Raw genomic sequence first — 25,492 nt, forward strand, 5'->3', positions numbered from 1 at the left:
GCGAACCAGAGCCTAACTCCAGATGAGCTACCAGGTCTTAGCCCGCAAATGGCGCCCACAAACTTTTGCTGATGTTGTCGGCCAGCAACACGTACTGACCGCGCTGGCTAATGGTTTGTCGCTGGGCCGAATCCACCATGCGTACCTTTTTTCCGGCACCCGTGGGGTGGGGAAAACCTCGATCGCCCGTCTGCTGGCGAAAGGGCTGAATTGCGAAACTGGCATTACCGCAACGCCTTGTGGCGTCTGTGATAACTGCCGTGAAATAGAACAGGGTCGCTTTGTTGACCTGATTGAGATAGACGCCGCCTCGCGCACCAAAGTGGAAGACACTCGCGACCTGCTGGACAACGTTCAGTATGCGCCTGCCCGCGGCCGCTTTAAGGTCTACCTCATCGATGAAGTGCACATGCTCTCGCGCCACAGCTTTAACGCGCTGCTTAAGACGCTGGAAGAGCCGCCTCCGCACGTAAAATTCCTGCTGGCAACCACCGATCCGCAAAAGCTGCCGGTGACCATTCTCTCCCGCTGCCTGCAGTTCCACCTGAAAGCGCTGGACCTCGAACAGATCCGCCATCAGCTGGAGCACATCCTTGGCGAAGAGAAAATCGTTAGCGAACCCAGAGCGCTGCAGCTGTTAGCCCGAGCGGCAGACGGCAGCCTGCGTGATGCGCTGAGCCTCACCGATCAGGCTATCGCCAGCGGCGACGGCCAGGTCACTACGGCGGCGGTCAGCGCCATGCTGGGCACCCTGGACGATGACCAGGCGCTGTCGCTGATTGAGGCGATGGTCCATGCCGACGGGCAACGCGTCATGGCGCTGCTGAATGACGCGGCCGCGCGCGGCGTAGAGTGGGAAGCGCTGCTGGTGGAAATGTCTGCGCTGCTGCATCGTGTGGCGATGGTTCAGCTTTCGCCGTCCGCTATTGGCAGCGACATGGCGGCCATTGAACAGCGCATGCGCGAGCTCGCGCGCGTTGTCCCGCCCGCCGACGTACAGCTTTACTACCAGACGCTGCTCATCGGCCGTAAAGAGCTGCCCTGGGCGCCGGATCGCCGCATGGGCGTAGAAATGACGCTGCTGCGCGCGCTGGCTTTCCATCCGCGTAAACCGCTGCCTGAGCCAGAAGCACCGCGCCAGGCGGCAAGCATTCCGGTCGTTAATCCGGCCTCGCATCAGCCAGCGGCAAGGCAGCAGCAGGCGGCGGCGCCGCCGGACAGGGAGGCCCCTCCGCTGCCGGATTCCACCAGCCAGATCCTCCAGGCGCGCAGCCAGCTGATGCGCCAGCAGGAGGCTGATAAAGCAAAAAAGAGTGAGCCGGCAGCGCAACGACCAGCGCGGCCGGCAAAAAGCTCCGCACTGGAACGTTTGGCCTCGGTGACCGAACGCGTTCAGTCGCGCCCAGCGCCTTCGGCGCTTGAAAAACCAGCGAAGCCGGAAGCCTATCGCTGGAAATCACAGAATCCAACGGAGGTAGCGCCCGAGCCGGTCGCTACGCCAAAGGCGCTGAAAAAAGCGCTCGAACATGAAAAAACGCCGGAGCTGGCGCAGAAGCTGGCCGAAGAGGCCATCGAACGCGACGAGTGGGCGGCGGAAATTAATAAGCTGGTGCTGCCAAAACTGGTGCAGCAGCTGGCGCTTAACGCCTGGAAAGAGGTGGACGGTAACCGGGTTTGCCTGCATCTTCGCCCTGGCCAGCGTCACCTGAATTCGCCATCGGCGCAAAAAACGCTGTCAGATGCCATGAGTTCGCTCCATGGCGAAGCGATAGAACTGACTATTATTGAAGATGAGAATCTGGCACGCCGCACCCCGCTCGAGTGGCGTCAGGCTATCTATGAAGAGAAGCTGGCGCTGGCGCGTGAGGCGATGATCGGCGACAGCAATATTCAGACTCTGCAAAGATTCTTTGATGCCGAGCTGGATGAAGATAGTATTCGCCCTGTTTGAGATGCCTCGCTTTGCGCGGCATAGTGTAAAACCCCGATAGCCACTCTCGCATTCCGCGAGCGTTGGCCCGATGAAAGAGAGAAGATTATGTTTGGAAAAGGCGGTCTGGGTAACCTGATGAAGCAGGCCCAGCAGATGCAGGAAAAAATGGCCCAGGCTCAGGAAGAAATCGCCAACATGGAAGTCACCGGCGAGTCCGGCGCGGGCCTGGTGAAAGTGACCATCAACGGGGCGCACAACTGCCGCCGTGTCGAAATCGACCCAAGCCTGATGGAAGACGACAAAGAGATGGTTGAAGACCTGGTTGCCGCCGCCTTCAACGATGCGGCGCGCCGTATTGGTGAAGCGCAGAAAGAGAAGATGGCCGGCGTTTCCAACGGCATGCAGCTGCCGCCGGGCTTTAAAATGCCATTCTGATGCGATTCCGCCTTCTCCCGCCCGGGAGAAGGCCGTTTTACCTAATCCTCTTCCAGCTGCTGGTAGCTATCCGCCAGAAAATCAATCAGCGCCCGCACGGCGGGTAATTGTCCGCGGCGTGAGGGAAAGACTACGTGAATAAATTCCGTTCTGGCCCGCCATTCCGGCAGCACATGCACCAGCGTCCCGCGTTCAATATGTTTGTTAAGCATCAGTTTTGGGAGCTGGACGACGCCAATGCCATTGAGCGCTGCCTCACGAAGCGCAATCATGTCCGTGGTGATAAATCGCGGCTGGTAGTGGACGATCACCTCCTGCTGATCCGGGCCAAACAGGCACCAGCGATAGGTTTGCTGCGGCCTGTTCCGCGCCAGGCTTGGCCAACTGGCTAAATCCGTGGGCGTGCCGGGCATACCCATGCGCTTGACCAAAGCCGGGCTGGCGACCAGGCACATACTGCGCGTTGACAGCTTGCGCATCACAAGATCGCTGTCCTCCAGCGGCAAAGGGCGCACGCGAATAGCCAGATCGACATTTTCGTTCTGCACGTCCACGCGCCGGTTAGTTTCCTCAAGCTGGATCACAATCTGCGGATAAAGGCTCATAAAGCGCGCCAGCATATCGCCGACGTGGACGTGCAAAAGCGTGATGGGGCAGGTGAGGCGAATCAGCCCTCGCGGCTCGGATTTTAGCGTGTCGATGGCCTCCTGTGCCGCCTCCGCCTCTATCATCATCGCCTTGCAGTGGCGGTAAAAAATTTGCCCGGCTTCCGTAACGGTAAAGCTTCTCGTTGAGCGCTGCAGCAGGCGAGTCTCGAGCCGCTCCTCCAGCAGCGCAATGCGGCGGCTTAGGCGAGACTTAGGAATGCCCACCACCCGGCTGGCGGGGGAAAAGCCGCCGTTGTCGACCACCTGCACGAAGTACCACAGATCGTTTAAATCCTGCATTGTTAATTGTCCTGTTTTTAGAACACTGAGTGTATTTTAGCACTCTACCGGGCAGGGCGTCGGGCAGTTAAACTTATTCCATCAGAAATAATGCTCGTGGAGAGGGATCATGAAATCAATTCTTGGCGTCTATACCGCACCGGCTTCCCACTGGGTGGGCGATGGCTTCCCGGTTCGTTCGATGTTTTCATACTCAAAATTTGCCGAGCAGCTGAGCCCGTTCCTGCTGCTGGACTACGCAGGTCCGGCGGAGTTTAAGCCCAGCAATAAAGGGCAGCGCGGCGTGGATCAACACCCGCATCGCGGCTTTGAAACCGTAACCATCGTCTACAAAGGCGAAGTGGCGCATCGCGATAATGCGGGCAACGGCGGCGTGATTGGCCCGGGCGACGTGCAGTGGATGACCGCCGGGAGCGGCATCCTGCATGAAGAGTACCATTCTCCTGCTTTCAGCGAAGCGGGCGGCAGCCTGGAAATGGTTCAGCTGTGGGTCAATTTGCCGGCAAAAGACAAAATGACCGCGCCTGCATATCAGCCGATTACCGACGGTGATATTCCGGTAGTCGATTTGCCTGACAGCGCGGGCAAAGTCCGCGTGATCGCCGGTGAGTTTGACGGGACCAAAGGCCCGGCCAGAACCTTCTCGCCGATGAGTATTTGGGATTTGCGCCTGAATACGCGGGGCGTCACCCAGCTGGCGTTGAAAGATGGCTGGAACACGGCGCTGGTTGTGCTGAAAGGGACGGTGCTGGTTAACGGTGAAGAGGTCGCTCGCGAAGCGCAACTGGTGGTGCTGGATGCCAAAGGCGACAGCGTGACCCTTGAAGCCAACAATGATGCGGTGGTTCTGCTGATCAGCGGTGAACCTCTGAACGAGCCCGTCATCGGCTACGGTCCGTTCGTGATGAACACCAAAGAGGAAATTCATCAGGCGATCGATGATTTTAATCAGGGCCGCTTCGGCAAAGATATCGCGTAATATTATCCCCCGGCGAGCCTTCGTTCGGGGGATATCTTTTCCTATACCCATCCCAGGCGCTAATGTTAGGCTATAGCCCACTTTTTCTCATAAGCCCGAGCGATGCAAACCAGTCCTTTACTCACAGCCCTGATGGAATCCCTGCGCTGCCTGCCCGGCGTTGGCCCTAAATCTGCCCAGCGTATGGCATTTGCTCTGCTGCAGCGCGACCGCAGCGGCGGCATGCGTCTGGCCCAGGCGTTGACCCGCGCGATGTCCGAAATTGGCCACTGTGCGGACTGTCGTACCTTTACCGAGCAGGAAGTGTGTTCCATTTGTTCCAATCCCCGCAGGCAGGAAAACGGCCTGATCTGCGTGGTGGAAAGCCCGGCGGATATTCACGCCATCGAGCAAACCGGGCAGTTCTCTGGCCGCTATTTTGTCCTGATGGGGCATCTCTCACCGCTGGACGGCATTGGCCCGAACGATATCGGCCTGGACCGCCTTGAGCATCGCCTTGCCAGCGAGCCGATGAAAGAGGTTATTCTCGCCACTAACCCGACGGTGGAAGGTGAGGCGACCGCAAACTACATTGCTGAGCTGTGCGCCCAATACGGTGTAGAGGCCAGTCGTATCGCGCACGGCGTTCCGGTCGGCGGCGAACTTGAAATGGTGGATGGCACCACGCTGTCGCACTCGCTGGTGGGGCGTCATAAGATCCATTTCTGAAGCGCCGGGTAACGCCGGGGCTTCCTCTCTTTATGGCTCATTGCCCGCGGCGCGCTGCAGCCAGGACTGCAGCAGCCTGCCGTCCTGCGTCATCTCTCCATCCTGGCGGATGCAAAGGTAATAGTCGCGTCCGTCATCGATGGGCAAATCAAAAATCTTCACCAGTTCCCCGCTCTCCAGGTAGGGAGCTATCAAGGGTTCGCGCATCAGCGCGCAGCCAAGTCCCGCCTGAACCCCGGCAAGCGTTAGCAGCCCGTCCTCAAACAGCGGACCGCTGCGGCGAAGCGGCCGTTTCACGCCCTGCTCAATAAACCACTGCTGCCAGGTGCTGCGCTCTTCGTCGTGCAGCAGGGGCATCTGCAGCAGCTGGCCTGGCGTATCTATATGGCCATGCAGCCGCAAAAATTCCCGGCTGCACACCGGGACCATCTTCCCGGAAATCAACACTTCGCTTTGATACCCTGACCACTGCCCGTTGCCAAAACGGATAGACATATCGGAAGCGTCGCTCAGGTAGTTGCGGTGGTTGGCGTACACCACGTTGATCTCAATCTGCGGATTGGCGCGCATAAAAGTTGGCAGCCGCGGGATAAACCATCCCATGCCAAACAGCGGGATCAGGCTGATTGAAACCTGACGGGTCTGTACCTGCTCGACCAGATGCTCCGTCGCCTGGCGCAGCACGTTAAAGGCCACGCGAATCGATCGATAGTAGTCCCGTCCCTGCTGGCTCAGAATCAGCCTGCGCCCCTGTCGCTGGGTTAGCGGCTGCTGCAAATAATCCTCCAGCACCTTTAGCTGATGGCTGACCGCCGAGGGAGAAATCGCCAGCTCGCGGGCGGCCAGGGTCACGCTTCCCAGCCTGGCAATGGCCTCGAAAGCGCGCGCGGCACGCAGCGGCGGATCGTGGGGCAGGTGGCTTTCCTGCCCGCGAAGAGGCTCATTCAATTGTTCTGTTTTATTCATAAGTTGATATTTTCAGCTATGACTTTGGCGGTGTTATTAATATATTTTCTTTTTAATCATGAAGATATATTTCCGTGAAAATATAATAAGAAATAACATATGCATATTTTACAATTTAATTCATAAAGAGGATGTTACCCGCTTATTGAGCACTTTGTCGGGTATACACGTTGGATACTTTCATACAACAGCTGATTAACGGCATCATGCTGGGCAGCATCTACGCGTTAATCGCGCTCGGCTATACCATGGTGTATGGCATTTTGCGCATCATTAACTTTGCCCATGGCGATATTTTAATGGTCGGTGCGCTGACCACGCTTTCGGCTATGAAGTTGTTTAATCATCTCTTTCCCGCCATGCCGCAGCTGCTTCAGCTGGCGTTCGCCCTGATGATTGCCATGGGGGTTTGCGCCCTGCTGGCGATGGCCGTCGAGCGTTTCGCCTATCGTCGCCTGCGCAACGCACCGCGCCTGGCACCGCTGATCTCCGGTATTGGCGTCTCGGTGCTTTTGCAGACCGTGGCGATGATTATCTGGTCCCGTAACCCGCTTATGTTCCCGCAAATTCTGCCTATGGACCCGATCGCCATTACCGCAGGGAGCGAAGCGCATCCACCGGCGATTATTACCGTTACCGGCATCGTCACCGTGGCGCTTGCGCTGGTCGTGATGACCGGGCTGTGGCTGCTCGTTGAATTCACTCGTCTGGGGCGAGGAATGCGCGCCGTGGCGGAAAACCCGCGAGTTGCCATGCTGATGGGCGTTAACCCAAACACGATTATTGTCCTCACCTTTGCCATCGGCGGCATCTTCGCCGCGCTGGCGGGCGTGATGATGGCCAGCAACTATGGCAACGCCAGCTTCTCGATGGGCTTCTTGCCGGGCATTAAGGCGTTTACCGCCGCCGTGCTGGGCGGGATTGGCAATATCCGCGGCGCGATGGTGGGCGGGATCCTGCTGGGGATCGTTGAATCTCTTGGCGCAGGCTATCTCGGGGAGCTGACTCACGGCGTCTTTGGCAGCAACTATCAGGATGTCTTTGCCTTTATCGTGCTGATTCTGGTGCTGGTCTTCCGGCCGGCGGGTCTGCTGGGTGAACGCGTGGCGCACAGGGCCTAAGGATAACTATGACAACCGTATCTCTGCAGACACCTGCCGTAACGCGTAAGTTCTGGTCAGGCATGACCCTCTTCTGCCTTTCCCTGCTGATAGCGCCGATTGTCGCCAGCCAGCTGGGAGGCAACTACTGGGTGCGCGTCATCGACTTCGCGCTGCTCTACATCATGCTGGCGCTGGGGCTGAATATTGTGGTCGGTTATACCGGCCTGCTGGACATGGGGTTTATCGCTTTTTACGCGGTGGGCGCCTATATGGCGGCGCTCCTTGCCTCTCCCCATCTGCTGGAGGTTTTTCCTGCGCTTGCCATCTGGTTTCCCGATGGGCTGCATACCTCGTATCTGCTGATTATTCCCGCTGCTGCGCTGGTCGCCGCGATTTGCGGCATTCTGCTCGGCGCGCCAACGCTGAAATTGCGTGGGGACTATCTGGCGATTGTGACCCTCGGCTTCGGCGAAATCATTCGTATCCTGATGCGTAATCTCGATCGCCCGGTAAACATCACCAACGGCGCGAAAGGCATTACCGGCGTGGATACCGTCAACCTGTTTGGCCTGAAGTTCAGCGGCGTGTACCACTGGTTCGGCTTCAAGGTGCCGGCCCTGTGGCTGTGGTATTACCTGCTGATGTTGTTCATTGTGGCGATCATCTTCGTCTGTCTGCGGCTGCAGCATTCCCGTATTGGCCGCGCCTGGCACGCCATCCGTGAAGATGAAGACGTGGCCCGGGCGATGGGCATCAACGTTCGTAACTATAAGCTGCTTGCCTTTGCGCTGGGGGCGTCGTTTGGCGGCGTGGCGGGCGCGCTATTCGGCGCTTTCCAGGGCTTCGTTTCTCCGGAGTCTTTCACCCTGCAGGAATCCATTGCCGTGCTGGCGATGGTGGTGCTTGGGGGGATGGGCCATATTCCAGGGGTTATCCTCGGGGCCGTGCTCCTTACCGCGCTGCCTGAGCTGCTGCGCAGCCAGGCGGCGCCGGTCCAGCAGGCGTTATTCGGCAGCGTGCCGATCGACCCTGAAATTTTGCGCCAGCTTTTCTACGGACTGGCGCTGGTGCTGGTCATGCTTCTGCGCCCGGCGGGCATCTGGCCCGCCCGCCACGGAGGGGCAAAGGCATGAGTCTGTTAACCGTACGCAATATGTCCAAACGCTTCGGCGGCCTGACGGCGGTCGACAACGTTTCGCTGTCGATTAACCGCGGAGAAATTTATGGACTTATCGGGCCGAACGGCGCCGGGAAAACCACCTGTTTTAACCTGATCACCGGGCTTTATCCGGCAGACAGCGGCGAGTTTAGCATCGACGATAACCCTTATTTTCCGGAGAAAATTGAAAAAGTGACGGCGGCGGGTATCGCCCGCACGTTCCAGAACGTTCGCCTGTTCAATGGGATGTCGGTGCTGGAGAACGTGATGGTGGGCCGCCATGTGCGCACGCGCAACGGTCTGTGGGCTGCACTGACCCGCTACAAACGTGCCCGTGAGGAAGAGGCCGGGAGCCGTGAAATGGCCTGGCATTGGCTGGAGTATACCGGCATTGCGAAATTTGCCCACTACCGCGCCTGCGACCTGGCTTACGGTCATCAGCGTCGTCTTGAAATCGCGCGAGCGCTGGCGACAGACCCGCTGCTGCTGGCGCTTGATGAGCCCGCCGCCGGCATGAACGCCGTGGAAAAGGCCGCGCTGAGCGAGCTGCTGTGCCGCCTTCGCGATGACGGCAAAACGCTGCTGATTATTGAACATGACGTAAAGCTGATCATGGGGATCTGCGACCGGCTGACGGTTCTGGATTACGGCAAAACCCTGGCCTGCGGTACGCCAGAGAAAGTACGGCACGATCCCGCCGTCATTGCCGCATGGCTCGGAGGAAGCGCCCATGTCTGAACTGCTTAAGGTGGAGCGTCTGGAGGTGCATTACGGCGGTATTCAGGCCGTACGCGATCTCTCTTTTACCTTACAAGAAGGCGAGCAGGCCACGCTGATTGGCGCCAACGGTGCAGGTAAAAGCTCGACCGTAAGGGCCATTACCGGGCTGGAATCCTTCAACGGCAACATCGAGTTCGGCGGCCGTTCGGTTCGCAGGCAAAAAGCCGACAGGCTGCTGCGCAGCGGCCTGGTTATGGTGCCGGAGGGGCGCGGTATTTTCGCCCGAATGACGGTGCTGGAAAACCTGCAGATGGGCGCCTGGCTGAGACGTGATGCTGCCAACATCCGGCAGGAAATGGCGGAGATTTTCGACCGTTTCCCACGGCTGGCAGAGCGTCAGCACCAGCTTGCGGGCCTGCTTTCCGGTGGCGAACAGCAGCTTCTGGCCCTGAATCGCGCTCTGCTTAGTCGCCCACGCCTGCTGATCCTCGATGAGCCGTCGATGGGGCTGGCGCCAAAAATGGTGGAAAACGTTTTCCAGGTCATTAGCGGCCTGCGTTCGCGCGGCGTTGCTCTGCTGCTTATTGAGCAAAATGCCCGTCTGGCGCTGGAGGTCTGTGATAAAGCCTGGGTGATGGACAGCGGCAGTTTTGTTCATCACGGCGATGCTAAAGCGATGCTGGCCGACGAACGCCTCGCGCAGATTTATTTGGGTGAAATACCCGTTTAACACACCAACCAACATCAGGGAATAACAATGAAAACATTAAAAATTAGTGCATTAAGTGCCGTTGTTTTACTCGGCGGTCTGGCTTCTTCCGGCGCGCGGGCGGCGGGCAGCGAAACCGTGGTTATCGGCCTGGCAGGCCCGCTGACCGGCCCGTCTGCCCGTATCGGTAAAGATCTGGAGAACGGCGCGCTGCTGGCGATCGACGACATCAACAAGCAGCACCCGACCCTCGGCGGCAAAGCCGTAACCTTCAAGCTGCAGTCCGAAGACGATCAGTCCGATCCGCGCACCGCGGTTGCCGTGGCGCAGCGTCTGGTAGACAGCGGCGTGGCTGGCGTTGTCGGCCACTGGAATACCGGCACCAGCATTCCGGCGGCGCGGGTCTACCACGATGCGGGGATTGCGCAGGTTGCGCCGGTGGCGACCGGCCATGCCTATACCAAACAGGGTTTTGACACCAGCTTCCGCGTGATGGGCCACGACGACGACGGTGGCCAGTTTGCCGGTCAGTACGCGGTGAATACCCTGAAAGCCAAACGCATTGCGGTGATCGACGACCGTACCGCCTTCGGCCAGGGTCTGGCAGATGAGTTTATTAAATCGCTGGAAGCGCAGGGCGTGAAGATTGTAGACCGCCAGTATGTCGACGATAAAACCGTGGACTTTAGCGCTGTTCTGACGGCGATCCGCAGTAAAAACGCCGACCTGGTCTTCTTCGGCGGCGTGGACAGCCAGGCGGCACCGCTTGCTCGTCGTATCAAACAGCTGGGGATGAACGCCACCCTGATGGGCGCGGGCGGTTTTGTCAGCCAGACCTTCCTGCAGCTGGCACAAAAAGAAGGTGAGGGCGTTGTCGCGCTGGAGCCAGGCCTGCCGGTTGACCAGATGCCGGGCGGCAAGGCCTTTGAGCAGGCGTATCAGTCTCGTTACCACACCCATATCGAGCTGCATGCGCCGTTCGCCTATGACGCCACCCGCGTGCTGGTGGCCGCCATGGAAAAAGCGGACTCGGCAGAACCGTCCAAATATCTGCCTGTCCTGCGCGCCATCAGCTACTCCGGCGTGACCGGGCAGATCGCGTTTGATAGCGAAGGTAACCTGAAGTCGCCATCCTTTACCGTCTACAAAGTTGTCGATGGCAAATGGCAGCCGCAGACCGTGCTGGGCGGCGCAAAAACGAAGTAACGTAGTGAGGTAATGTGATGAGTGGTAATAACGAGCTGGGCATTCTTGCCCGCCGTAAAATTGAAGCAGAAATTATTAAGCCAATTTATGAAATCCTGGTGCGCGAGATAGGGAAAGTCCGCGCCCAGGCGGTTATCGGCGAAGCTATCGAGCAGGCGGCGATCGACGCCGGGAAACATTTTGCCAGCCAGGAGCCCAACGGCGCGGACGTGAAGAGCTTTATTGCCCTGCAGTACCTGTGGGAGAAAGATAACGCGCTGGAGGTGAAGGTGATCGACGCCGATGACCAGCAGTACAACTACAACGTCACCCGCTGCCGCTACGCCGAGATGTATCACGAGATGGGGCTGGGGGAGATTGGCCATCTGCTTTCCTGCGCCCGCGATGAGAAATTTATCGTCGGTTATGCGCCGGACGTGGAGCTGACCCGAACCTCAACGATTATGCAGGGCGGTTCCTGCTGCGACTTCCGCTACCGCAGTAAAAAGGATGAGGCATGATCCGCGTTAACGCTGAGCGTCTGTGGTCGACGCTGGAGAGGATGGCGCAGATAGGCGGCACCCCTGGCGGAGGCGTCACACGTCTGGCGTTGAGCGAAGAAGATCGGGTGGCACGCAATCTGCTGCGCGACTGGGCGCTGGAGGCCGGGTTCAGCTGCGATGTCGACAGCATGGGCAACATGTTCATTCGACGGGCGGGTAAAAATTCAGCTCTGCCGCCGGTGATGACCGGCTCGCACGTGGATTCGCAGCCGCTCGGGGGCAATTACGATGGTATTTACGGCGTGCTGGCCGGGCTTGAACTGCTTCGCACGCTGAACGATAACCAGGTTGAAACCGAACGCGATATTGTGCTGGTCAACTGGACCAACGAAGAGGGCGCGCGCTTTGCTCCGGCAATGCTCTCTTCAGGAGTCTGGACGGGACAATTTAGCGAAGCTTACGCCCATGCCAGAGCGGATAGCGCAGGCGTTACGGTTGGGGAAGCGCTGGAAAGTATCGGCTATCGCGGCGAGCAGCCAGCGCAGGCTTTTCCGATCCACGCCTGCTATGAGCTGCATATCGAACAAGGCCCGATCCTTGAGGAGGAGGCGACGGACATTGGCCTGGTTCGTGCGGCGATGGGGCAGCGCTGGTTTACCCTTACCCTCGACGGGTTTGCCGCCCACGCCGGGACGACGCCGATGGGCAGTCGCCGCGATGCGTTAACCGCTTTTGCCGAGCTGGCGCTCAGGGTCGAGGACATTGGCTATCAGCACGAGCCGGACGGCAGGGCGACTATCGGCATGGCGGAAATCACGCCAAATTCGCGCAATGTGGTGCCTTCCCGCGTGGTGTGCAGCGTGGAGTTCCGCCATCCGCAAAGCGAAGCGCTGGAAGCAATGGAGTCGGCGTTACACAGAGCGGCAGAAAGCCTGCGCGCGCGAGGGATAGCCGCAAATGTCGAACGCATCTTCGACTATGCGCCAATCACCTTTGATGCTGGCTGCCTGGCGAGAAGCGAGAAAGCTGCCGCTGAGCTGGGCTATTCCATGAAGTCGATGGTATCCGGTGCGGGGCACGATACCTGCTATATCAGTAAAGTTGCACCGGCCAGTATGATTTTTATTCCATGCGAAAAAGGGATCAGCCATAACGAAGCGGAAAATATTCTGCCGTCGTGGTCAGAAAAAGGAGCAAATGTGCTGCTCCACAGCGTGCTCGCGGCCGCGCGGGAGCGTTGAAACCGTCAGGCGGCGGAGAAACTTTTTCTTCGCCGCTTGAAAACATTGCCCGTTATCCCCATTTTCACCTCAACGTTTTCTTCATCCCGTATGATTTTGTTGAGGTATCAATGACCATGAAAGGACAAGAGACCCGCGGTTTTCAGTCAGAGGTAAAACAGCTTCTGCACCTGATGATCCACTCTCTCTATTCAAACAAAGAAATCTTCCTGCGTGAGCTGATCTCCAACGCCTCCGATGCGGCAGACAAGCTGCGCTTCCGTGCGCTGTCCAACGCCAGCCTGTATGAAGGTGACGGCGAGCTGCGCGTTCGCGTCTCGTTTGATAAGGATAATCGCACCCTGACCATCGCCGACAACGGCATCGGTATGACCCGCGATGAAGTTATCGATCACCTCGGCACCATTGCTAAATCCGGCACCAAAGCCTTCCTCGAATCTATGGGTTCCGATCAGGCAAAAGACAGCCAGCTGATCGGCCAGTTTGGCGTAGGCTTCTACTCTGCGTTTATCGTGGCAGATAAAGTCACCGTTCGTACTCGCGCCGCCGGTGCCAGCGCGGATCAGGGTGTATTCTGGGAATCTGAAGGCGCGGGTGAATATACCGTGGCCGATATTGAAAAAGCCGACCGCGGCACCGAAATCACGCTGCACCTGCGTGAAGGCGAAGATGAGTTCCTGGATGACTGGCGCGTTCGCTCCATTATCAGCAAATATTCCGACCATATCGCTCTGCCGGTTGAGATTGAACAGCGAGAAGAGAAAGATGGTGAAACCATCGTTAGCTGGGAAAAGATCAACAAGGCTCAGGCGCTGTGGACCCGCAGTAAATCTGAAGTCAGCGACGACGAATACAAAGAGTTCTACAAGCATATCGCCCACGATTTTACCGACCCTATTTCCTGGAGCCATAACCGCGTGGAAGGTAAGCAGGAATACACCAGCCTGCTGTACATCCCTTCTCAGGCGCCGTGGGATATGTGGAACCGCGATCACAAGCACGGGCTGAAGCTCTACGTGCAGCGCGTGTTTATCATGGACGACGCAGAACAGTTCATGCCGAACTACCTGCGCTTCGTGCGTGGCCTGATAGATTCCAACGATCTGCCGCTGAACGTTTCTCGCGAAATTCTGCAGGATAGCCGCGTGACCCAGAACCTGCGCAGCGCGCTGACCAAACGCGTGTTGCAGATGCTGGACAAGCTGGCGAAGGATGATGCAGAGAAGTACCAGACCTTCTGGAAAAACTTTGGCCTCGTGCTGAAAGAGGGGCCAGCGGAAGACAATGCGAACCAGGAAGCCATCGCTAAACTGCTGCGCTTTGCTACCACGCACACCGACTCTTCAGCACAGACCGTGTCGCTGGAAGAGTACGTCTCCCGCATGAAAGAAGGCCAGGAGAAGATCTACTACATCACCGCAGACAGCTACGCGGCGGCGAAGAGCAGCCCGCACCTGGAACTGCTGCGTAAGAAAGGCATCGAAGTTCTGCTGCTTTCTGACCGCATCGACGAGTGGATGATGAGCTACCTGACCGAGTTCGACGGTAAGGCGTTCCAGTCCGTGAGCAAAACTGACGAATCGCTGGATAAGCTGACGGACGAAGAAACCGAAGAAGCGAAAGAAGCTGAGAAGGCGCTGGAGCCGTTTGTGGATCGCGTGAAAACTCTGCTGGGCGAGCGCGTGAAGGAAGTGCGTTTGACGCATCGCCTGACCGATACGCCGGCGATTGTCACCACCGACAGCAACGACATGAGCACCCAGATGGCGAAACTGTTTGCCGCTGCGGGCCAGGAAGTGCCGGAAGTGAAGTACATCTTCGAGCTTAACCCGGAGCATGCTCTGGTGAAGCGCGCTGCGGATACGCAGGATGACGCTCAGTTCGGCGAATGGGTTGAGCTGCTGCTTGATCAGGCGTTATTAGCCGAGCGTGGTCAGCTGGAAGATCCTAACCAGTTTATCCGTCGTATGAACCAGCTGCTGGTGTCTTAAGCCGACTGGAGTATCTGATAAAAACCACCTGCATCCGCAGGTGGTTTTTTTTACTGTGATTAAAGCCCGACGCTTATGCGTATCCCGGTATCGGAATGATCAAAATCATAAGTCGACCACAGATCGGTTTGTGCCCGGCGGCTGAAACGATCGGTTTTCCTGAACAGGTCCGGCAAACGATGATTGTCGTTTGCACCGAGGCAGATAGTGTTGTAGCAAACCTTATTATCCTGGGTGGAAAACAGCGAATCACTGCTTTTTAACCCGGAAAGGTCGGCCGCCATCAGCGGAGTGGATATTAAAAATATTGAGATAATGAGTCTGATTAATTTTCGCAGCAGGGTGATTAACATGATTAATACAGGCATGATGTTTCTCCATAAATAATTAGCTGTCCTTTCCCGAAGCGTTCGGGAATGCCTTTGCTCACGACTGACGCGCAGGGGAGCGCCCCAAAGATTGAATGGTATAAATGGGTTGTTATTATTTTAAGTTTAATTCAACAGCACGCGCTCGCAGGCTAGTACCACTGCAGTTTACTTTCCCATCCTTTCAGCTCCATGCACTGATAAAACAGGCTGTCCCGGCTATCGCGATTGACATCTAAGACGTAGCTTTCAATCTCCGGTTTTTTCACCGCCTTGGTTTTTTCCCCATCACAATCCTCTTTTTTACCGCAGGCTTCATAGTAAGTTTTGTATTTAGTCCGCTGCGCGACCTCGTTTTTCACCGGGTATTTCTGCTCGGCCTGGGTTTCACAGGCGGCGCGAGCGGTGGTGTACTCTTCGGCGTTGCTGCGGGTTTTCACCCACTTTGAGGCGCAGCCGCTCAGTAATAAACAACACATCAGGGTAATAAGGGATTTATTCATGGCTCGTGCTCTTCCTCATAGCGAAACAGATCTCCTGGTTGACAGTCCAGCGCCTTACACAGCCGCTCAACCGTATCGAGCTTGATGCCTTTTATTTTTCCATTTTTCATCAATGACAAATTCGCCTCGGTGATATCTATGGCGGCGGCCAGCTCTTTTGAACGTATTTTTCTTTTGGCCATCATGACATCAAGCGTAATTACAATTGCCACCTAAAAACCTTATATATAGAGCGCGTTTTCTTCGCGGATTTTGATGGATTCGCGGATCATCCAGGCGAACGCACAAAGAATGATTCCAACGACCACTTCAGAAACGCCATTAGTTGAGAGCCCCAGTGAAAAGACAAAAATCTTTTCCCCGGATGGCAGATCCAGTGAGACAGCCAGGCTCTGGAATGTCCAGCTCAGCTGATACACAAAGGGACTGATAATGTTCAGTATACCTGCAGCCCACAGCAGCTTGAAGTTGCGTGCGGTCCAGAGTTCATTTTGAGATAAGCGCAGGAAAAAGAGACCGGTGAGTAACCATACCAGGGAGGTAATGAGAACCGGCAGCAGGTCAAGCAGAAAGAGCAGGGCGATGGCAAGCTTTGAAAGCGTAAAGCCCGGATCGGCCAGCAGAGGCTGGCTGTCTGACAGCGCTTGCAGGATCCCGTGCAGTACCACCTCGCCGTGGCAGATCCACATATAGAGTTCGCCCACGGCGTAGACGAGGCAGAGTCCCCAGGCAAGTATCGCCGTACTTTTGCCGACATAGCTAAGGCGAGTCAATGAGCGCTGCTGGGGAGTGGTGATTGGCTGTTTCATATTTTAGTTGTCCATAACAAAGTGAGATTTCACGCAGATTATGGCAGCATAAATTATCGTATTACAATAATTATTTTCTTTTTTGAGATAATTTTTGCGGTGGTTTTTTCCAGGCGAGCGAGCCGCAGTTTTCGGCTGGAGCGATTCTGGTCCACGGAAGACGGGGAAAATGGCTCGCCCGACAGGGCGCCCATCCCCGCCGCTTCCTTGTGATGATACCGCCTTTAGTGGTATGGTTTTCGCCTCAAATTCGATTGAATAATTAAACGTATGGGGAATTACGCAATGCGTATCATTCTGCTCGGCGCGCCGGGCGCAGGTAAAGGGACTCAGGCTCAGTTCATCATGGAGAAATACGGTATTCCGCAAATCTCCACCGGTGATATGCTGCGTGCCGCGGTCAAATCTGGTTCAGAATTGGGTAAACAGGCCAAAGACATCATGGATGCTGGCAAGCTGGTGACCGATGAACTGGTTATCGCCCTGGTTAAAGAGCGCATTGCGCAGGAAGACTGCCGTAACGGTTTCCTGCTGGACGGTTTCCCACGCACTATCCCGCAGGCGGACGCCATGAAAGAAGCGGGCATCAAGGTTGACTTCGTGCTGGAGTTCGCCGTACCGGACGAGCTGATCGTTGACCGTATCGTTGGCCGCCGCGTACACGCTGCTTCCGGCCGCGTTTATCACATCAAATTCAACCCGCCGAAGGTTGAAGGCAAAGACGATGTGACCGGCGAAGAGCTGACCACCCGTAAGGACGATCAGGAAGAGACCGTGCGTAAGCGCCTGGTGGAATATCATCAGATGACCGCGCCGCTGATCGGCTACTACTCTAAAGAAGCGCAGGCGGGTAACACCCGTTACGCTAAAGTTGACGGCACCCAGGCCGTGGCTGACGTTCGCGCAGAGCTGGAAAAAATCCTCGGATAATTTCCCGCCGCACAATCAATACCAGGGCATGCCCTGGTGATATTGATGACAGACAGCGAAAAACGTGGTTTTCGGCTGTCTGGGGTAAACCAGAGAACATGATTCATTGTTTTTATAAGATCGGCGTTCAGATTTTTCAGGACAATGGATTTTGTCAGAAGCGAGTACCAGGGCATGCCCTGGTATTTTTTTGCTCTCATTTTCCCCTTTCACTGTAATCGGTTCTCGTTTCGCTCTTTTACGTTACAATTGACGGCAATTTATTGATAAGGGGTGGGAATGAATCAGGAAAAAATAGGTATTTTACTGGCGAACCTTGGCACGCCGAGCGCCCCGACTCCGGCGGCGGTCAGCCGCTATCTGCGTCAGTTCCTGAGCGATAAGCGAGTGGTGGATACGCCTCGTCTGCTGTGGTGGCCTTTACTTCGCGGCGTTATTCTGCCGCTGCGTTCGCCGCGTGTGGCCAAACTCTATCAGTCTATCTGGATGGAAGAGGGCTCGCCGCTGATGGTTTATAGCCGTCGGCAGGAGAAGGCGTTGGCGCAGCAGCTCCCGGACACGCCGGTCGCGCTGGGCATGAGCTACGGCGAGCCGTCGCTGAAAAGCGCGGTAGATGACCTGCTGGCGCAGAACGTTACCCACATTGTGGTGCTGCCGCTTTATCCGCAGTTTTCCTGCTCAACCGTTGCGGCCGTGTGGGATGAACTTGGACGGATCTTCGCCGACTACCGCAGCATGCCTTCGCTTTCCCTGATTCGTGACTATGCAACCGACCCGGCGTACATCAACGCGCTGGCGGCCTCGGTTAAGCGTTCCTTTGCCGAACACGGCGAGCCGGATCTGCTGCTGCTTTCCTACCACGGTATTCCGCAGCGTTATGCAAATGAAGGTGATGACTACCCGCAGCGCTGTCGTGACACGACCCGTGAGCTGCTGAGCGCGCTTGAGCTGCCGCCTGAAAAGGTGATGATGACCTACCAGTCGCGCTTTGGCCGCGAACCGTGGCTGATGCCGTATACCGACGAAACGCTGAAAATGCTGGCCGAAAAGGGCGTGAAGCATATCCAGGTGATGTGTCCGGGCTTCTCCTCTGACTGTCTGGAAACCCTTGAAGAGATGGCGGTGCAGAACCGGGAAGTGTTTATCGAAGCGGGCGGCACGAAGTATGAATACATTCCTGCGCTCAACGACGATCCGGCCCATATCGCGATGATGGTTAATCTGGTGGCGCGGTATCGCTAAATAGAATCCTGAGGCGGGGAGTGCTACTATTCTCCGCCTTATTAGCCAGCCCGTAACGACACCATGAAATTTCCCGGCAAACGCAAATCCAAACACTACTTCCCCGTCAGCGCCCGCGACCCTCTCTTACAGCAAACTCAGCCCGAAGCCGAAAGCGGTTCTTCCTGGGTGGTCGGCATCGATCAAACATTGGTCGACATTGAAGCCAAAGTGGACGATGAATTTGTACAGCGTTATGGACTGAGCTTTGGCCACTCTCTGGTGATTGAGGATGATGTTGCCGAGGCGCTCTACAAAGAGCTGGTGACCAGCAATTTGATTACCCACCAGTTTGCCGGTGGCACTATCGGCAATACTATGCACAACTACTCTGTACTGGCCGATGACCGCTCGGTGCTGCTCGGCGTGATGTGCAGAAATGTTGAAATCGGCAGCTACGCCTACCGCTACCTCTGCAACACTTCAAGCCGCACCGACCTGAACTATCTACAGGGCGTTGATGGCCCGATTGGCCGCTGCTTTACGCTGATAGGCGATCAGGGGGAGCGTACTTTTGCCATCAGTCCTGGCCATATGAACCAGCTGCGTGCCGAGAGTATTCCTGAAGAGGTCATTGCCGGAGCGTCAGCGCTGGTTTTGACCTCTTACCTGGTGCGCTGCAAACCGGGTGAGCCGATGCCTGACGCCACGATGCAGGCGATTAGCTGGGCGAAGAAACATAACGTGCCAGTGGTGCTGACGCTCGGCACCAAATACGTGATTGCCGAGAATCCGGCCTGGTGGCAGGAATTCCTGCGCGAAAACGTTTCGATCCTGGCGATGAATGAAGAAGAGGGCGAGGCGCTAACCGGAGAAAGCGATCCGCTTCTGGCCGCGGATAAGGCGCTGGACTGGGTTGACCTGGTGCTTTGCACCGCCGGGCCAGTTGGACTTTATATGGCTGGCTATACCGAAGAGGCCGCCAAACGCAAAACACAGCATCCTCTTTTGCCGGGGGCTATCGCCGAATTCAACCAGTACGAATTTAGCCGTGCGATGCGCCTGAAAGACTGCGCCGAGCCGCTGCGTATCTACTCCCATATCGCCCCTTACATGGGGGGCCCGGAGAAGATCATGAACACCAACGGCGCTGGCGACGGCGCGCTGGCAGCGCTGTTGCACGACATCACCGCGAATAACTACCATCGCAGCAACGTGCCTAACTCCAGCAAGCACAAGCTGACCTGGCTGAGCTATTCCTCGCTGGCGCAGGTGTGTAAATACGCTAACCGCGTTAGCTATCAGGTATTGAATCAGCACTCTCCGCGCCTGACGCGCGGCCTGCCCGAGCGGGAAGACAGCCTCGAAGAGTCCTACTGGGAACGTTGATTTTTGCGTAAGGAGTTATTAAAGGCCGGAAGCTATGTTTCCGGCTTTTTTACACGCTAGTACCGGTAAAACTAGTTTTACACGCTAGTGCCGGTAAAAATTAGTGAGGTACATAATGAAAATTACTTCCCCGGAACAATTGGCTATTTTCCTGAAGGATGCTCGCAAACAGGGTAAACAAACACAGGGGGCAGTGGCAGAGAAAGTCGGCTTACGCCAGGATACCGTCTCAAAATTTGAGAATAACCCAGCCAAAACTCAGATTGATACATTATTTAAAATACTGTCGTCTATGAATATGGAGCTTCATATTGAGACGAAATCCAGCCAGGGGAGCTCTGAAGTCTGGAAAGAGGAGTGGTAAATGAATGGCTTTGCATGCAACTGGCAGGGTTGTATGGCCTGAAAGTTCCAGGATGCGAAATCATCACAACCCGTAATATTAAGGCTCTGGCCGTGGAGCGTTTCGATCGCCGTTTTGTGGATAATAATCGCTGGATTGCCCGTCTTCCGCAGGAGGATATTTGCCAGAAAATGTGGTTTTAGTGAAACAAGAATGTCGGAACTTATCGACGAATTTTATCAAAAAACGCCAGCAGTCCTGAGTGAAGCAAAAGCATTACTGCCGAAAAACTTTCCAAAGTCTATCAGCGATGCCATCTTCAATGGTGTGGAAAACGCCGCCCGGCGACTGGCGTTATAAAGAACAGGGTGGCGTGATATCTCCACCCTGGTATTGATTAACCGGTCACCACTTCCTGTGCCACCGGCGGCACCAGCAGCCCCAGCATAGTATTGGCAATCTCTCTTTCTCCCATCACCACCTGATTTGCGCCGCGTTCGGTGATGTAATCCACTTCGTCATCGTAATGGGCGCGGGCGATGATTTCGATATCCGGGCATTTTGCTCTGGCCGCCGCGACGATTTCACCAGCCTCGTAGCCGTTCGGGATAGTCAGCAGCAGCCAGCGTGCGCAGTCCAGATGCGCCAGATTCATGATCTCTTCGTTAGCGGCATTGCCCAGCACGGCCCGGATACCCCGTTCGCGTAGCTCATCCACGCGGCTACGGGAGGTTTCAATCACCACCAGCGGCACGCCTTCGGCAAGCAGCTTCTCACCCAGCAGGCTGCCGACGCGGCCATAGCCGACCAGCAGCGCATGGTTACAGATATCCACCGGGATTTGTCGCTCTTCCTCGATGGCCTCTTCCAGGGTTTGTTCGTCCAGGGTCTCGGTTTTTTCGAGGTAGCGCTCAAGAACGGCAAACAGAATCGGGTTCAGCATAATCGACAGAATTGCGCCCGCCAGCACCAGGTTTTGCCCCGTCTGCGGCAGCAGATTCAGCGCCATCCCCAGGCCCGCCAGAATAAAGGCGAATTCGCCGATTTGTGCGAGGCTGGTGGCAATGGTCAGCGCGGTACGCTGGGAGTGGCCGAACATACGTACCAGCAGGAACGCGGCCAGTGATTTACCGAAGATGATGATGGCCAGCGTACCCAGCACCGCCAGCGGCTCCTGAATCAGGATCAGCGGATCAAACAGCATGCCGACGGAGACAAAGAACAGCACCGCGAATGCATCGCGCAGCGGCAGCGTGTCGTGCGCCGCGCGGTGGCTTAGTTCGGACTCGTTCAGCACCATGCCGGCGAAGAAGGCGCCCAGCGCGAAGGAGACGTCAAACAGCTCAACGGCACCAAAGGCGATGCCCAGCGCCAGAGCGAGGACGGACAGGGTAAACAGCTCACGGGAGCCGGTGGCGGCGCTGCGGGCCAGAATCCACGGCACAATGCGGCGGCCTACCAGCATCATCAGGGCGATAAAGGCGGCAACCTTACCGATGGTGATAGCCATATCCAGGCTCAGGGAGGCCAGGCCGACATCGCCCTTTTCCAGCATCCCGGCCACCGCAGGCAGCAGCACCAGCGTCAGGACCATCACCAGGTCTTCAACAATCAGCCAGCCGATGGCAATCTGCCCTCGCTGGGTGTCTATCAGCTGTCGCTCCTCAAGCGCGCGCAGCAGCACGACGGTACTCGCCGTCGACAAACAGAGCCCGAAGACGATACCGGTCATCAACGACCAGCCCATCAGCCAGGAAAGTGCCATGCCCAGCAGCGTCGCGACGCCAATCTGCGCGATCGCACCGGGGATGGCGATGGCCTTTACCGCCATCAAATCCTTCAATGAAAAATGCAGCCCGACGCCGAACATCAGCAGAATCACGCCTAATTCCGCCAGCTCAGGGGCAAGTTTGGTATCTGCAACAAAACCCGGAGTAAAGGGACCCGCCAGCACGCCTGCTAATAAATAGCCCACCAGCGGTGATATACGCAGCTTATTAGCCAGCATACCGAATAAAAAAGCGAGCACGAGACCACCAACAATGGTGGTGATAAGCGGTGTGGCGTGATGCATTCCGTCTCCTTTGGTTGGCCGATGTTCCAAAACGTTCTGTTACACAGTTTATGACAATTTCCCGGTCGGCGTTTATGAAAAATTGTTGAATTTTGGATAAAAAGCGCATTTAGATAAAAAAAAGGCTCTGAGTAGCATTTAACTCAGTTATGTGAGGCAGCAACCAGAAGGGTATGGGGATGGGGTGCGGCCAAAGCAATACTTTGGCCGCTAAAACCTACGATTTATGGCGATTATCGGGCAGGAATATTGTCATAATGCCGAGGAGCGGCAGGAAGGCACATATTTTGTAGACCAATTCGATACTCGTATGGTCGGCAATCAGCCCAAGCACGGCTGCACCAAGGCCGCCCATCCCGAAGGCAAATCCGAAAAACAGTCCGGAAACCATACCGATACGTCCAGGTAATAGTTCCTGAGCGTAGACCAGAATGGCCGAGAATGCCGAGGCCAGAATAAAGCCAATGATGACCGTCAGCACGCCAGTCCAGTACAGCGAAGCGTAGGGTAAAACAAGGGTAAATGGCGCGACGCCGAGGATAGAGCCCCAAATCACGTATTTTCTACCAATTTTGTCCCCCACCGGCCCGCCGATAACGGTGCCCGCAGCGACGGCAAACAGGAAGGCGAACAGGTGGATCTGGGCATTTTGTACCGATAATCCGAATTTTTCCATCAGGTAGAAGGTGAAGTAGCTGCTGATGCTCGCCATATAGAAGTACTTGGAGAAGATCAGCAGCAGCAGAATAGAGACCGCCAGGATCACTTTGTTACGCGGCAGCGGGTTGACCACCGGCACGGCAGGGCGACTTTTGGCGATTTTGTGCTGAGCTGAATACCAGCGGCTGATTTGCAGCAGAACCACAATCGCCAGCAGGGCCGCGAGAACGAACCACGCGACGTTGCCTTTGCCGTACGGGGCAATAATGATTGCCGCCAGCAACGGCCCCAGAGAGCTGCCGAAGTTGCCGCCCACCTGGAACAGCGACTGCGCAAGCCCGTGACGGCCACCGGAGGCCATACGCGCCACGCGTGAGGACTCTGGGTGGAATACCGAGGAACCGGTGCCGACCAGGGCTGCCGCCACCAGCACCGCCGGGAAACTGCCCGCCAGCGCCAGCAGTACCAGGCCACAGAGGGTAAAGCACATGCCAATCGGCAGCGACCACGGCATCGGGTATTTGTCGGTGTAGTAGCCTACCAGCGGCTGCAGCAGCGATGAAGAGAGCTGGAAGGTCAGGGTGATCATCCCGATTTGCATAAAGCTCAGGGAGAACTCGGCCTGTAGCAAGGGGTAGATAGCCAGAATCAGCGATTGAATCATGTCGTTAAGCAGATGGGAGAGGCTTATTGCGCCGAGGATCCCAAAGGCGGTGCGCGCTTTTTTTTGCTCCGGAGGCGTACCCGGCTGGGTGAGGGTTTGAGAGCTTGCCATAATTACCTGTACGACGGTTATTGTTTTTAGAGCGGGCGACGCAGGAAATCGCCCGGAAGAAATTCTTACCCTGCTAACATACTCGTGCAGGGGATTTGAAGAAAGTCGCATTTCGGAAAAGTTAGTTGTCTATCCTGACCGCTATCTGGTATTTCTGCGCAGTTACATTTTGACATGGAGATGGGCAATGCGGTTTGCTGCAAAAACAATAACCACGGCGCTGCTGGTGGCGCTGGGCTTAACCAGCGCTTCTGCGCTGGCCTGGGACAAAGACAAGACCTACAAAATTACGATCCTTCATACTAACGATCATCACGGCCACTTCTGGCGTAATGAGTACTCGGAGTACGGTCTGGCGGCGCAAAAAACGCTGGTAGACAGCGTGCGTAAAGAGGTTGCGGCGGAGGGGGGCAGCGTGCTGCTGCTGTCCGGCGGCGATATCAATACCGGCGTGCCGGAATCAGACCTGCAGGATGCTGAGCCGGACTTCCGCGGCATGAGCCTGATTGGCTATGACGCGATGGCCGTAGGCAACCACGAATTCGATAACCCGCTCTCCGTCCTGCGCCAGCAGGAAAAATGGGCGAAGTTCCCGCTGCTGTCCGCCAATATTTATCAGAAAAGCACCGGCGAGCGCCTGTTTAAACCTTATGCGATTTTTAAACCTCAGGGCATTAAGGTGGCGGTTATCGGCCTGACTACCGACGACACGGCAAAAATCGGCAACCCGGAGTACTTCACCGACATCGAATTCCGCAAACCTGCTGATGAAGCCAAACTGGTGATTCAGGAGCTACAGAGCACCGAAAAACCTGACGTGATTATCGCCGCAACCCATATGGGCCATTACGATAATGGCAACCACGGCTCTAACGCGCCGGGCGATGTCGAGATGGCAAGAAGCCTGCCGGAAGGTGCGCTGACGATGATTGTGGGTGGTCACTCGCAGGATCCGGTCTGCATGGCGCAGGAGAATCAGAAGCAGAAAGAGTATGTGCCGGGCACGCCTTGCGCGCCGGACAGGCAAAACGGCACCTGGATTGTTCAGGCCCACGAATGGGGGAAATACGTCGGGCGGGCTGATTTTGAGTTCCGCAACGGCGAAATGAAGCTGGTGTACTATCAGCTGATCCCTATCAACCTGAAGAAGAAAATCACCTGGGACAACGGGCAAAGTGAGCGCGTACTCTACACGCCTGAAATTGCCGAAAACCAGCAAATGCTCTCCCTGCTGACGCCGTTCCAGAACAAAGGCCAGGCCGCGCTGAAGGTGAAAGTGGGCAGCGTAAATGGGCACCTGGAAGGGGACCGCAGCAAAGTGCGTTTTGTGCAGACCAACCTGGCCCGCGTACTGCTGGCGGCACAAATGGCCCGAACCAGCGCGGACTTTGCGGTCATGAGCGGCGGCGGCGTGCGTGACTCCATCGAAGCCGGAAATATTACCTATAAAGACGTGCTTAAGGTGCAGCCGTTCGGCAACACCGTGGTCTACATCGACATGAACGGCAAAGATGTTGAGGAGTACCTGACGGCGGTGGCGCAGAAAACGCCGGATTCCGGCGCCTACCCGCAGTTCTCGAACGTGAGCTTCACCTCAACCGGCGGCAAGCTGAGCAACCTGAAAATCAAAGACCAGCCGATTGACCCGGCGAAAACCTACCGCATGGCGACGCTGAGCTTCAACGGTACCGGCGGCGACGGTTATCCGGAGATCGACAAGAGGCCAGGTTACGTCAACACTGGTTTTGTGGATGCGGAAGTCCTGAAACAGTACATCGAACAGAACTCACCGCTGGACGTGAATGCTTACCAACCGAAAGGTGAGGTGAGCTGGAACTAAG

General features: G+C 56.4%; 27 protein-coding genes and 1 other annotated feature. Of the genes, 19 read left to right on the forward strand and 8 right to left on the reverse strand.

What is annotated here, in order from left to right; genetic code table 11:
• The first annotated feature begins 22 nt into the window (after window positions 1-22).
• Entirely contained in the window at window positions 23-1,951 is a 1,929-nt protein-coding gene (dnaX, locus tag EL098_RS05290) for a DNA polymerase III subunit gamma/tau (protein ID WP_126355309.1), read from the forward strand.
• Window positions 1,287-1,351: a sequence feature (DnaX frameshifting element), on the forward strand. It overlaps the preceding gene by 65 nt.
• An 87-nt stretch (window positions 1,952-2,038) precedes the next feature.
• The gene (locus tag EL098_RS05295) at window positions 2,039-2,368 is read left to right on the forward strand and encodes a YbaB/EbfC family nucleoid-associated protein (protein WP_008460260.1); all 330 of its coding nucleotides are present in this window, start codon (window positions 2,039-2,041) and stop codon (window positions 2,366-2,368) included.
• A 41-nt stretch (window positions 2,369-2,409) separates the two neighbouring features.
• On the opposite strand, the gene EL098_RS05300 is transcribed toward EL098_RS05295, so the two are convergent.
• Window positions 2,410-3,315 carry a LysR family transcriptional regulator gene (locus EL098_RS05300; RefSeq protein WP_126355310.1) on the reverse strand — a complete coding sequence of 302 codons (906 nt, stop codon included), beginning with the start codon at window positions 3,313-3,315 and terminating at the stop codon, window positions 2,410-2,412.
• 109 nt (window positions 3,316-3,424) lie between these two features.
• Between EL098_RS05300 and EL098_RS05305 the strand changes: the two genes are divergently transcribed.
• Together EL098_RS05305 and recR are read left to right on the forward strand one after the other, a co-directional pair.
• A complete protein-coding gene (locus EL098_RS05305) occupies window positions 3,425-4,294 on the forward strand; it encodes a pirin family protein (RefSeq protein WP_126355311.1) in 870 nt (289 codons plus the stop codon).
• A gap of 102 nt (window positions 4,295-4,396) precedes the next feature.
• Complete coding sequence (gene recR, locus EL098_RS05310) at window positions 4,397-5,002, forward strand: recombination mediator RecR (RefSeq protein ID WP_126355312.1); 606 nt, start codon at window positions 4,397-4,399, stop codon at window positions 5,000-5,002.
• Window positions 5,003-5,032: 30 nt separating this feature from the next.
• On the opposite strand, the gene EL098_RS05315 is transcribed toward recR, so the two are convergent.
• The gene (locus tag EL098_RS05315; protein WP_126355313.1) at window positions 5,033-5,968 is read right to left on the reverse strand and encodes a LysR substrate-binding domain-containing protein; all 936 of its coding nucleotides are present in this window, start codon (window positions 5,966-5,968) and stop codon (window positions 5,033-5,035) included.
• Window positions 5,969-6,138: 170 nt separating this feature from the next.
• Here EL098_RS05315 and EL098_RS05320 point away from each other — a divergent pair, with 170 nt between their 5' ends.
• The 8 genes from EL098_RS05320 to htpG all read left to right on the forward strand — a co-directional run bounded on the left by EL098_RS05320 (window position 6,139) and on the right by htpG (window position 14,579).
• Window positions 6,139-7,089: a branched-chain amino acid ABC transporter permease gene (locus EL098_RS05320; protein WP_126355314.1), complete on the forward strand. Its 951-nt coding sequence runs from the start codon at window positions 6,139-6,141 to the stop codon at window positions 7,087-7,089.
• Between the two features lie 8 nt (window positions 7,090-7,097).
• The gene (locus EL098_RS05325) at window positions 7,098-8,204 is read left to right on the forward strand and encodes a branched-chain amino acid ABC transporter permease (protein ID WP_126355315.1); all 1,107 of its coding nucleotides are present in this window, start codon (window positions 7,098-7,100) and stop codon (window positions 8,202-8,204) included.
• Window positions 8,201-8,968, forward strand: coding sequence for an ABC transporter ATP-binding protein (locus tag EL098_RS05330; RefSeq protein WP_126355316.1), 768 nt, complete (start codon window positions 8,201-8,203; stop codon window positions 8,966-8,968). The genes EL098_RS05325 and EL098_RS05330 overlap by 4 nt, the downstream gene beginning before the upstream one ends.
• Complete coding sequence (locus EL098_RS05335) at window positions 8,961-9,680, forward strand: ABC transporter ATP-binding protein (protein ID WP_126355317.1); 720 nt, start codon at window positions 8,961-8,963, stop codon at window positions 9,678-9,680. Before EL098_RS05330 ends, EL098_RS05335 begins: the two co-directional genes overlap by 8 nt.
• 27 nt (window positions 9,681-9,707) lie before the next feature.
• Complete coding sequence (locus EL098_RS05340; RefSeq protein WP_126355318.1) at window positions 9,708-10,865, forward strand: branched-chain amino acid ABC transporter substrate-binding protein; 1,158 nt, start codon at window positions 9,708-9,710, stop codon at window positions 10,863-10,865.
• Between the two features lie 17 nt (window positions 10,866-10,882).
• Complete coding sequence (locus EL098_RS05345; protein ID WP_126355319.1) at window positions 10,883-11,365, forward strand: L-2-amino-thiazoline-4-carboxylic acid hydrolase; 483 nt, start codon at window positions 10,883-10,885, stop codon at window positions 11,363-11,365.
• On the forward strand, window positions 11,362-12,588 hold the full coding sequence (locus EL098_RS05350; protein ID WP_126355320.1) for a Zn-dependent hydrolase: 1,227 nt from the start codon (window positions 11,362-11,364) through the stop codon (window positions 12,586-12,588). The genes EL098_RS05345 and EL098_RS05350 overlap by 4 nt, the downstream gene beginning before the upstream one ends.
• 116 nt (window positions 12,589-12,704) lie before the next feature.
• Entirely contained in the window at window positions 12,705-14,579 is a 1,875-nt protein-coding gene (gene htpG, locus EL098_RS05355) for a molecular chaperone HtpG (RefSeq protein ID WP_126355321.1), read from the forward strand.
• A gap of 59 nt (window positions 14,580-14,638) precedes the next feature.
• Here htpG and EL098_RS05360 read toward each other — a convergent pair whose 3' ends face one another.
• From EL098_RS05360 to EL098_RS05375, 4 genes are all read right to left on the reverse strand, one after another.
• Window positions 14,639-14,947, reverse strand: a complete 309-nt coding sequence (locus EL098_RS05360) for a hypothetical protein (protein ID WP_126355322.1) — start codon at window positions 14,945-14,947, stop codon at window positions 14,639-14,641.
• A gap of 152 nt (window positions 14,948-15,099) precedes the next feature.
• A complete protein-coding gene (locus EL098_RS05365; RefSeq protein ID WP_126355323.1) occupies window positions 15,100-15,450 on the reverse strand; it encodes a hypothetical protein in 351 nt (116 codons plus the stop codon).
• Entirely contained in the window at window positions 15,447-15,662 is a 216-nt protein-coding gene (locus EL098_RS05370) for a helix-turn-helix domain-containing protein (protein ID WP_126355324.1), read from the reverse strand. Before EL098_RS05370 ends, EL098_RS05365 begins: the two co-directional genes overlap by 4 nt.
• Window positions 15,663-15,671: 9 nt before the next feature.
• Window positions 15,672-16,259 (reverse strand): hypothetical protein, encoded by a 588-nt coding sequence (locus EL098_RS05375; RefSeq protein WP_126355325.1) that lies wholly within the window; start codon window positions 16,257-16,259, stop codon window positions 15,672-15,674.
• 285 nt (window positions 16,260-16,544) lie between these two features.
• Here EL098_RS05375 and adk point away from each other — a divergent pair, with 285 nt between their 5' ends.
• The 6 genes from adk (at window position 16,545) to EL098_RS23150 (ending at window position 20,502) form a co-directional block, all read left to right on the forward strand.
• A complete protein-coding gene (adk, locus tag EL098_RS05380) occupies window positions 16,545-17,189 on the forward strand; it encodes an adenylate kinase (protein WP_126355326.1) in 645 nt (214 codons plus the stop codon).
• Between the two features lie 279 nt (window positions 17,190-17,468).
• The gene (gene hemH / locus EL098_RS05385) at window positions 17,469-18,431 is read left to right on the forward strand and encodes a ferrochelatase (protein WP_126355327.1); all 963 of its coding nucleotides are present in this window, start codon (window positions 17,469-17,471) and stop codon (window positions 18,429-18,431) included.
• Window positions 18,432-18,494: 63 nt separating this feature from the next.
• Window positions 18,495-19,799 carry an inosine/guanosine kinase gene (locus EL098_RS05390; RefSeq protein ID WP_126355328.1) on the forward strand — a complete coding sequence of 435 codons (1,305 nt, stop codon included), beginning with the start codon at window positions 18,495-18,497 and terminating at the stop codon, window positions 19,797-19,799.
• 115 nt (window positions 19,800-19,914) lie between these two features.
• Window positions 19,915-20,163: a helix-turn-helix domain-containing protein gene (locus tag EL098_RS05395; protein ID WP_126355329.1), complete on the forward strand. Its 249-nt coding sequence runs from the start codon at window positions 19,915-19,917 to the stop codon at window positions 20,161-20,163.
• Entirely contained in the window at window positions 20,157-20,345 is a 189-nt protein-coding gene (locus EL098_RS05400; protein WP_232012320.1) for a HipA domain-containing protein, read from the forward strand. Before EL098_RS05395 ends, EL098_RS05400 begins: the two co-directional genes overlap by 7 nt.
• A gap of 10 nt (window positions 20,346-20,355) precedes the next feature.
• Window positions 20,356-20,502, forward strand: a complete 147-nt coding sequence (locus EL098_RS23150; RefSeq protein ID WP_164716779.1) for a type II toxin-antitoxin system HipA family toxin — start codon at window positions 20,356-20,358, stop codon at window positions 20,500-20,502.
• A 37-nt stretch (window positions 20,503-20,539) separates the two neighbouring features.
• Here EL098_RS23150 and ybaL read toward each other — a convergent pair whose 3' ends face one another.
• Window positions 20,540-22,216, reverse strand: a complete 1,677-nt coding sequence (ybaL, locus tag EL098_RS05405) for a YbaL family putative K(+) efflux transporter (protein WP_126355330.1) — start codon at window positions 22,214-22,216, stop codon at window positions 20,540-20,542.
• Between the two features lie 217 nt (window positions 22,217-22,433).
• A complete protein-coding gene (locus EL098_RS05410) occupies window positions 22,434-23,651 on the reverse strand; it encodes an MFS transporter (protein WP_126355331.1) in 1,218 nt (405 codons plus the stop codon).
• Between the two features lie 187 nt (window positions 23,652-23,838).
• Here EL098_RS05410 and ushA point away from each other — a divergent pair, with 187 nt between their 5' ends.
• Complete coding sequence (ushA, locus tag EL098_RS05415) at window positions 23,839-25,491, forward strand: bifunctional UDP-sugar hydrolase/5'-nucleotidase UshA (RefSeq protein WP_126355332.1); 1,653 nt, start codon at window positions 23,839-23,841, stop codon at window positions 25,489-25,491.
• The last annotated feature ends 1 nt before the right edge of the window (window position 25,492 follow it).

Origin of the sequence: Cedecea lapagei (assembly GCF_900635955.1) — a bacterium.
Classification (GTDB): domain Bacteria; phylum Pseudomonadota; class Gammaproteobacteria; order Enterobacterales; family Enterobacteriaceae; genus Cedecea; species Cedecea lapagei.

Coding starts and splice junctions, on each gene's coding strand:
- dnaX (WP_126355309.1), top strand. CDS start 23: ATGAGCTACCAGGTCTTAGCCCGCAAATGGCGCCCACAAACTTTTGCT.
- EL098_RS05295 (WP_008460260.1), top strand. CDS start 2,039: ATGTTTGGAAAAGGCGGTCTGGGTAACCTGATGAAGCAGGCCCAGCAG.
- EL098_RS05300 (WP_126355310.1), bottom strand. CDS start 3,315: ATGCAGGATTTAAACGATCTGTGGTACTTCGTGCAGGTGGTCGACAAC.
- EL098_RS05305 (WP_126355311.1), top strand. CDS start 3,425: ATGAAATCAATTCTTGGCGTCTATACCGCACCGGCTTCCCACTGGGTG.
- recR (WP_126355312.1), top strand. CDS start 4,397: ATGCAAACCAGTCCTTTACTCACAGCCCTGATGGAATCCCTGCGCTGC.
- EL098_RS05315 (WP_126355313.1), bottom strand. CDS start 5,968: ATGAATAAAACAGAACAATTGAATGAGCCTCTTCGCGGGCAGGAAAGC.
- EL098_RS05325 (WP_126355315.1), top strand. CDS start 7,098: ATGACAACCGTATCTCTGCAGACACCTGCCGTAACGCGTAAGTTCTGG.
- EL098_RS05330 (WP_126355316.1), top strand. CDS start 8,201: ATGAGTCTGTTAACCGTACGCAATATGTCCAAACGCTTCGGCGGCCTG.
- EL098_RS05335 (WP_126355317.1), top strand. CDS start 8,961: ATGTCTGAACTGCTTAAGGTGGAGCGTCTGGAGGTGCATTACGGCGGT.
- EL098_RS05340 (WP_126355318.1), top strand. CDS start 9,708: ATGAAAACATTAAAAATTAGTGCATTAAGTGCCGTTGTTTTACTCGGC.
- EL098_RS05345 (WP_126355319.1), top strand. CDS start 10,883: ATGAGTGGTAATAACGAGCTGGGCATTCTTGCCCGCCGTAAAATTGAA.
- EL098_RS05350 (WP_126355320.1), top strand. CDS start 11,362: ATGATCCGCGTTAACGCTGAGCGTCTGTGGTCGACGCTGGAGAGGATG.
- htpG (WP_126355321.1), top strand. CDS start 12,705: ATGAAAGGACAAGAGACCCGCGGTTTTCAGTCAGAGGTAAAACAGCTT.
- EL098_RS05360 (WP_126355322.1), bottom strand. CDS start 14,947: ATGCCTGTATTAATCATGTTAATCACCCTGCTGCGAAAATTAATCAGA.
- EL098_RS05365 (WP_126355323.1), bottom strand. CDS start 15,450: ATGAATAAATCCCTTATTACCCTGATGTGTTGTTTATTACTGAGCGGC.
- EL098_RS05375 (WP_126355325.1), bottom strand. CDS start 16,259: ATGAAACAGCCAATCACCACTCCCCAGCAGCGCTCATTGACTCGCCTT.
- adk (WP_126355326.1), top strand. CDS start 16,545: ATGCGTATCATTCTGCTCGGCGCGCCGGGCGCAGGTAAAGGGACTCAG.
- hemH (WP_126355327.1), top strand. CDS start 17,469: ATGAATCAGGAAAAAATAGGTATTTTACTGGCGAACCTTGGCACGCCG.
- EL098_RS05390 (WP_126355328.1), top strand. CDS start 18,495: ATGAAATTTCCCGGCAAACGCAAATCCAAACACTACTTCCCCGTCAGC.
- EL098_RS05395 (WP_126355329.1), top strand. CDS start 19,915: ATGAAAATTACTTCCCCGGAACAATTGGCTATTTTCCTGAAGGATGCT.
- EL098_RS23150 (WP_164716779.1), top strand. CDS start 20,356: ATGTCGGAACTTATCGACGAATTTTATCAAAAAACGCCAGCAGTCCTG.
- ybaL (WP_126355330.1), bottom strand. CDS start 22,216: ATGCATCACGCCACACCGCTTATCACCACCATTGTTGGTGGTCTCGTG.
- EL098_RS05410 (WP_126355331.1), bottom strand. CDS start 23,651: ATGGCAAGCTCTCAAACCCTCACCCAGCCGGGTACGCCTCCGGAGCAA.
- ushA (WP_126355332.1), top strand. CDS start 23,839: ATGCGGTTTGCTGCAAAAACAATAACCACGGCGCTGCTGGTGGCGCTG.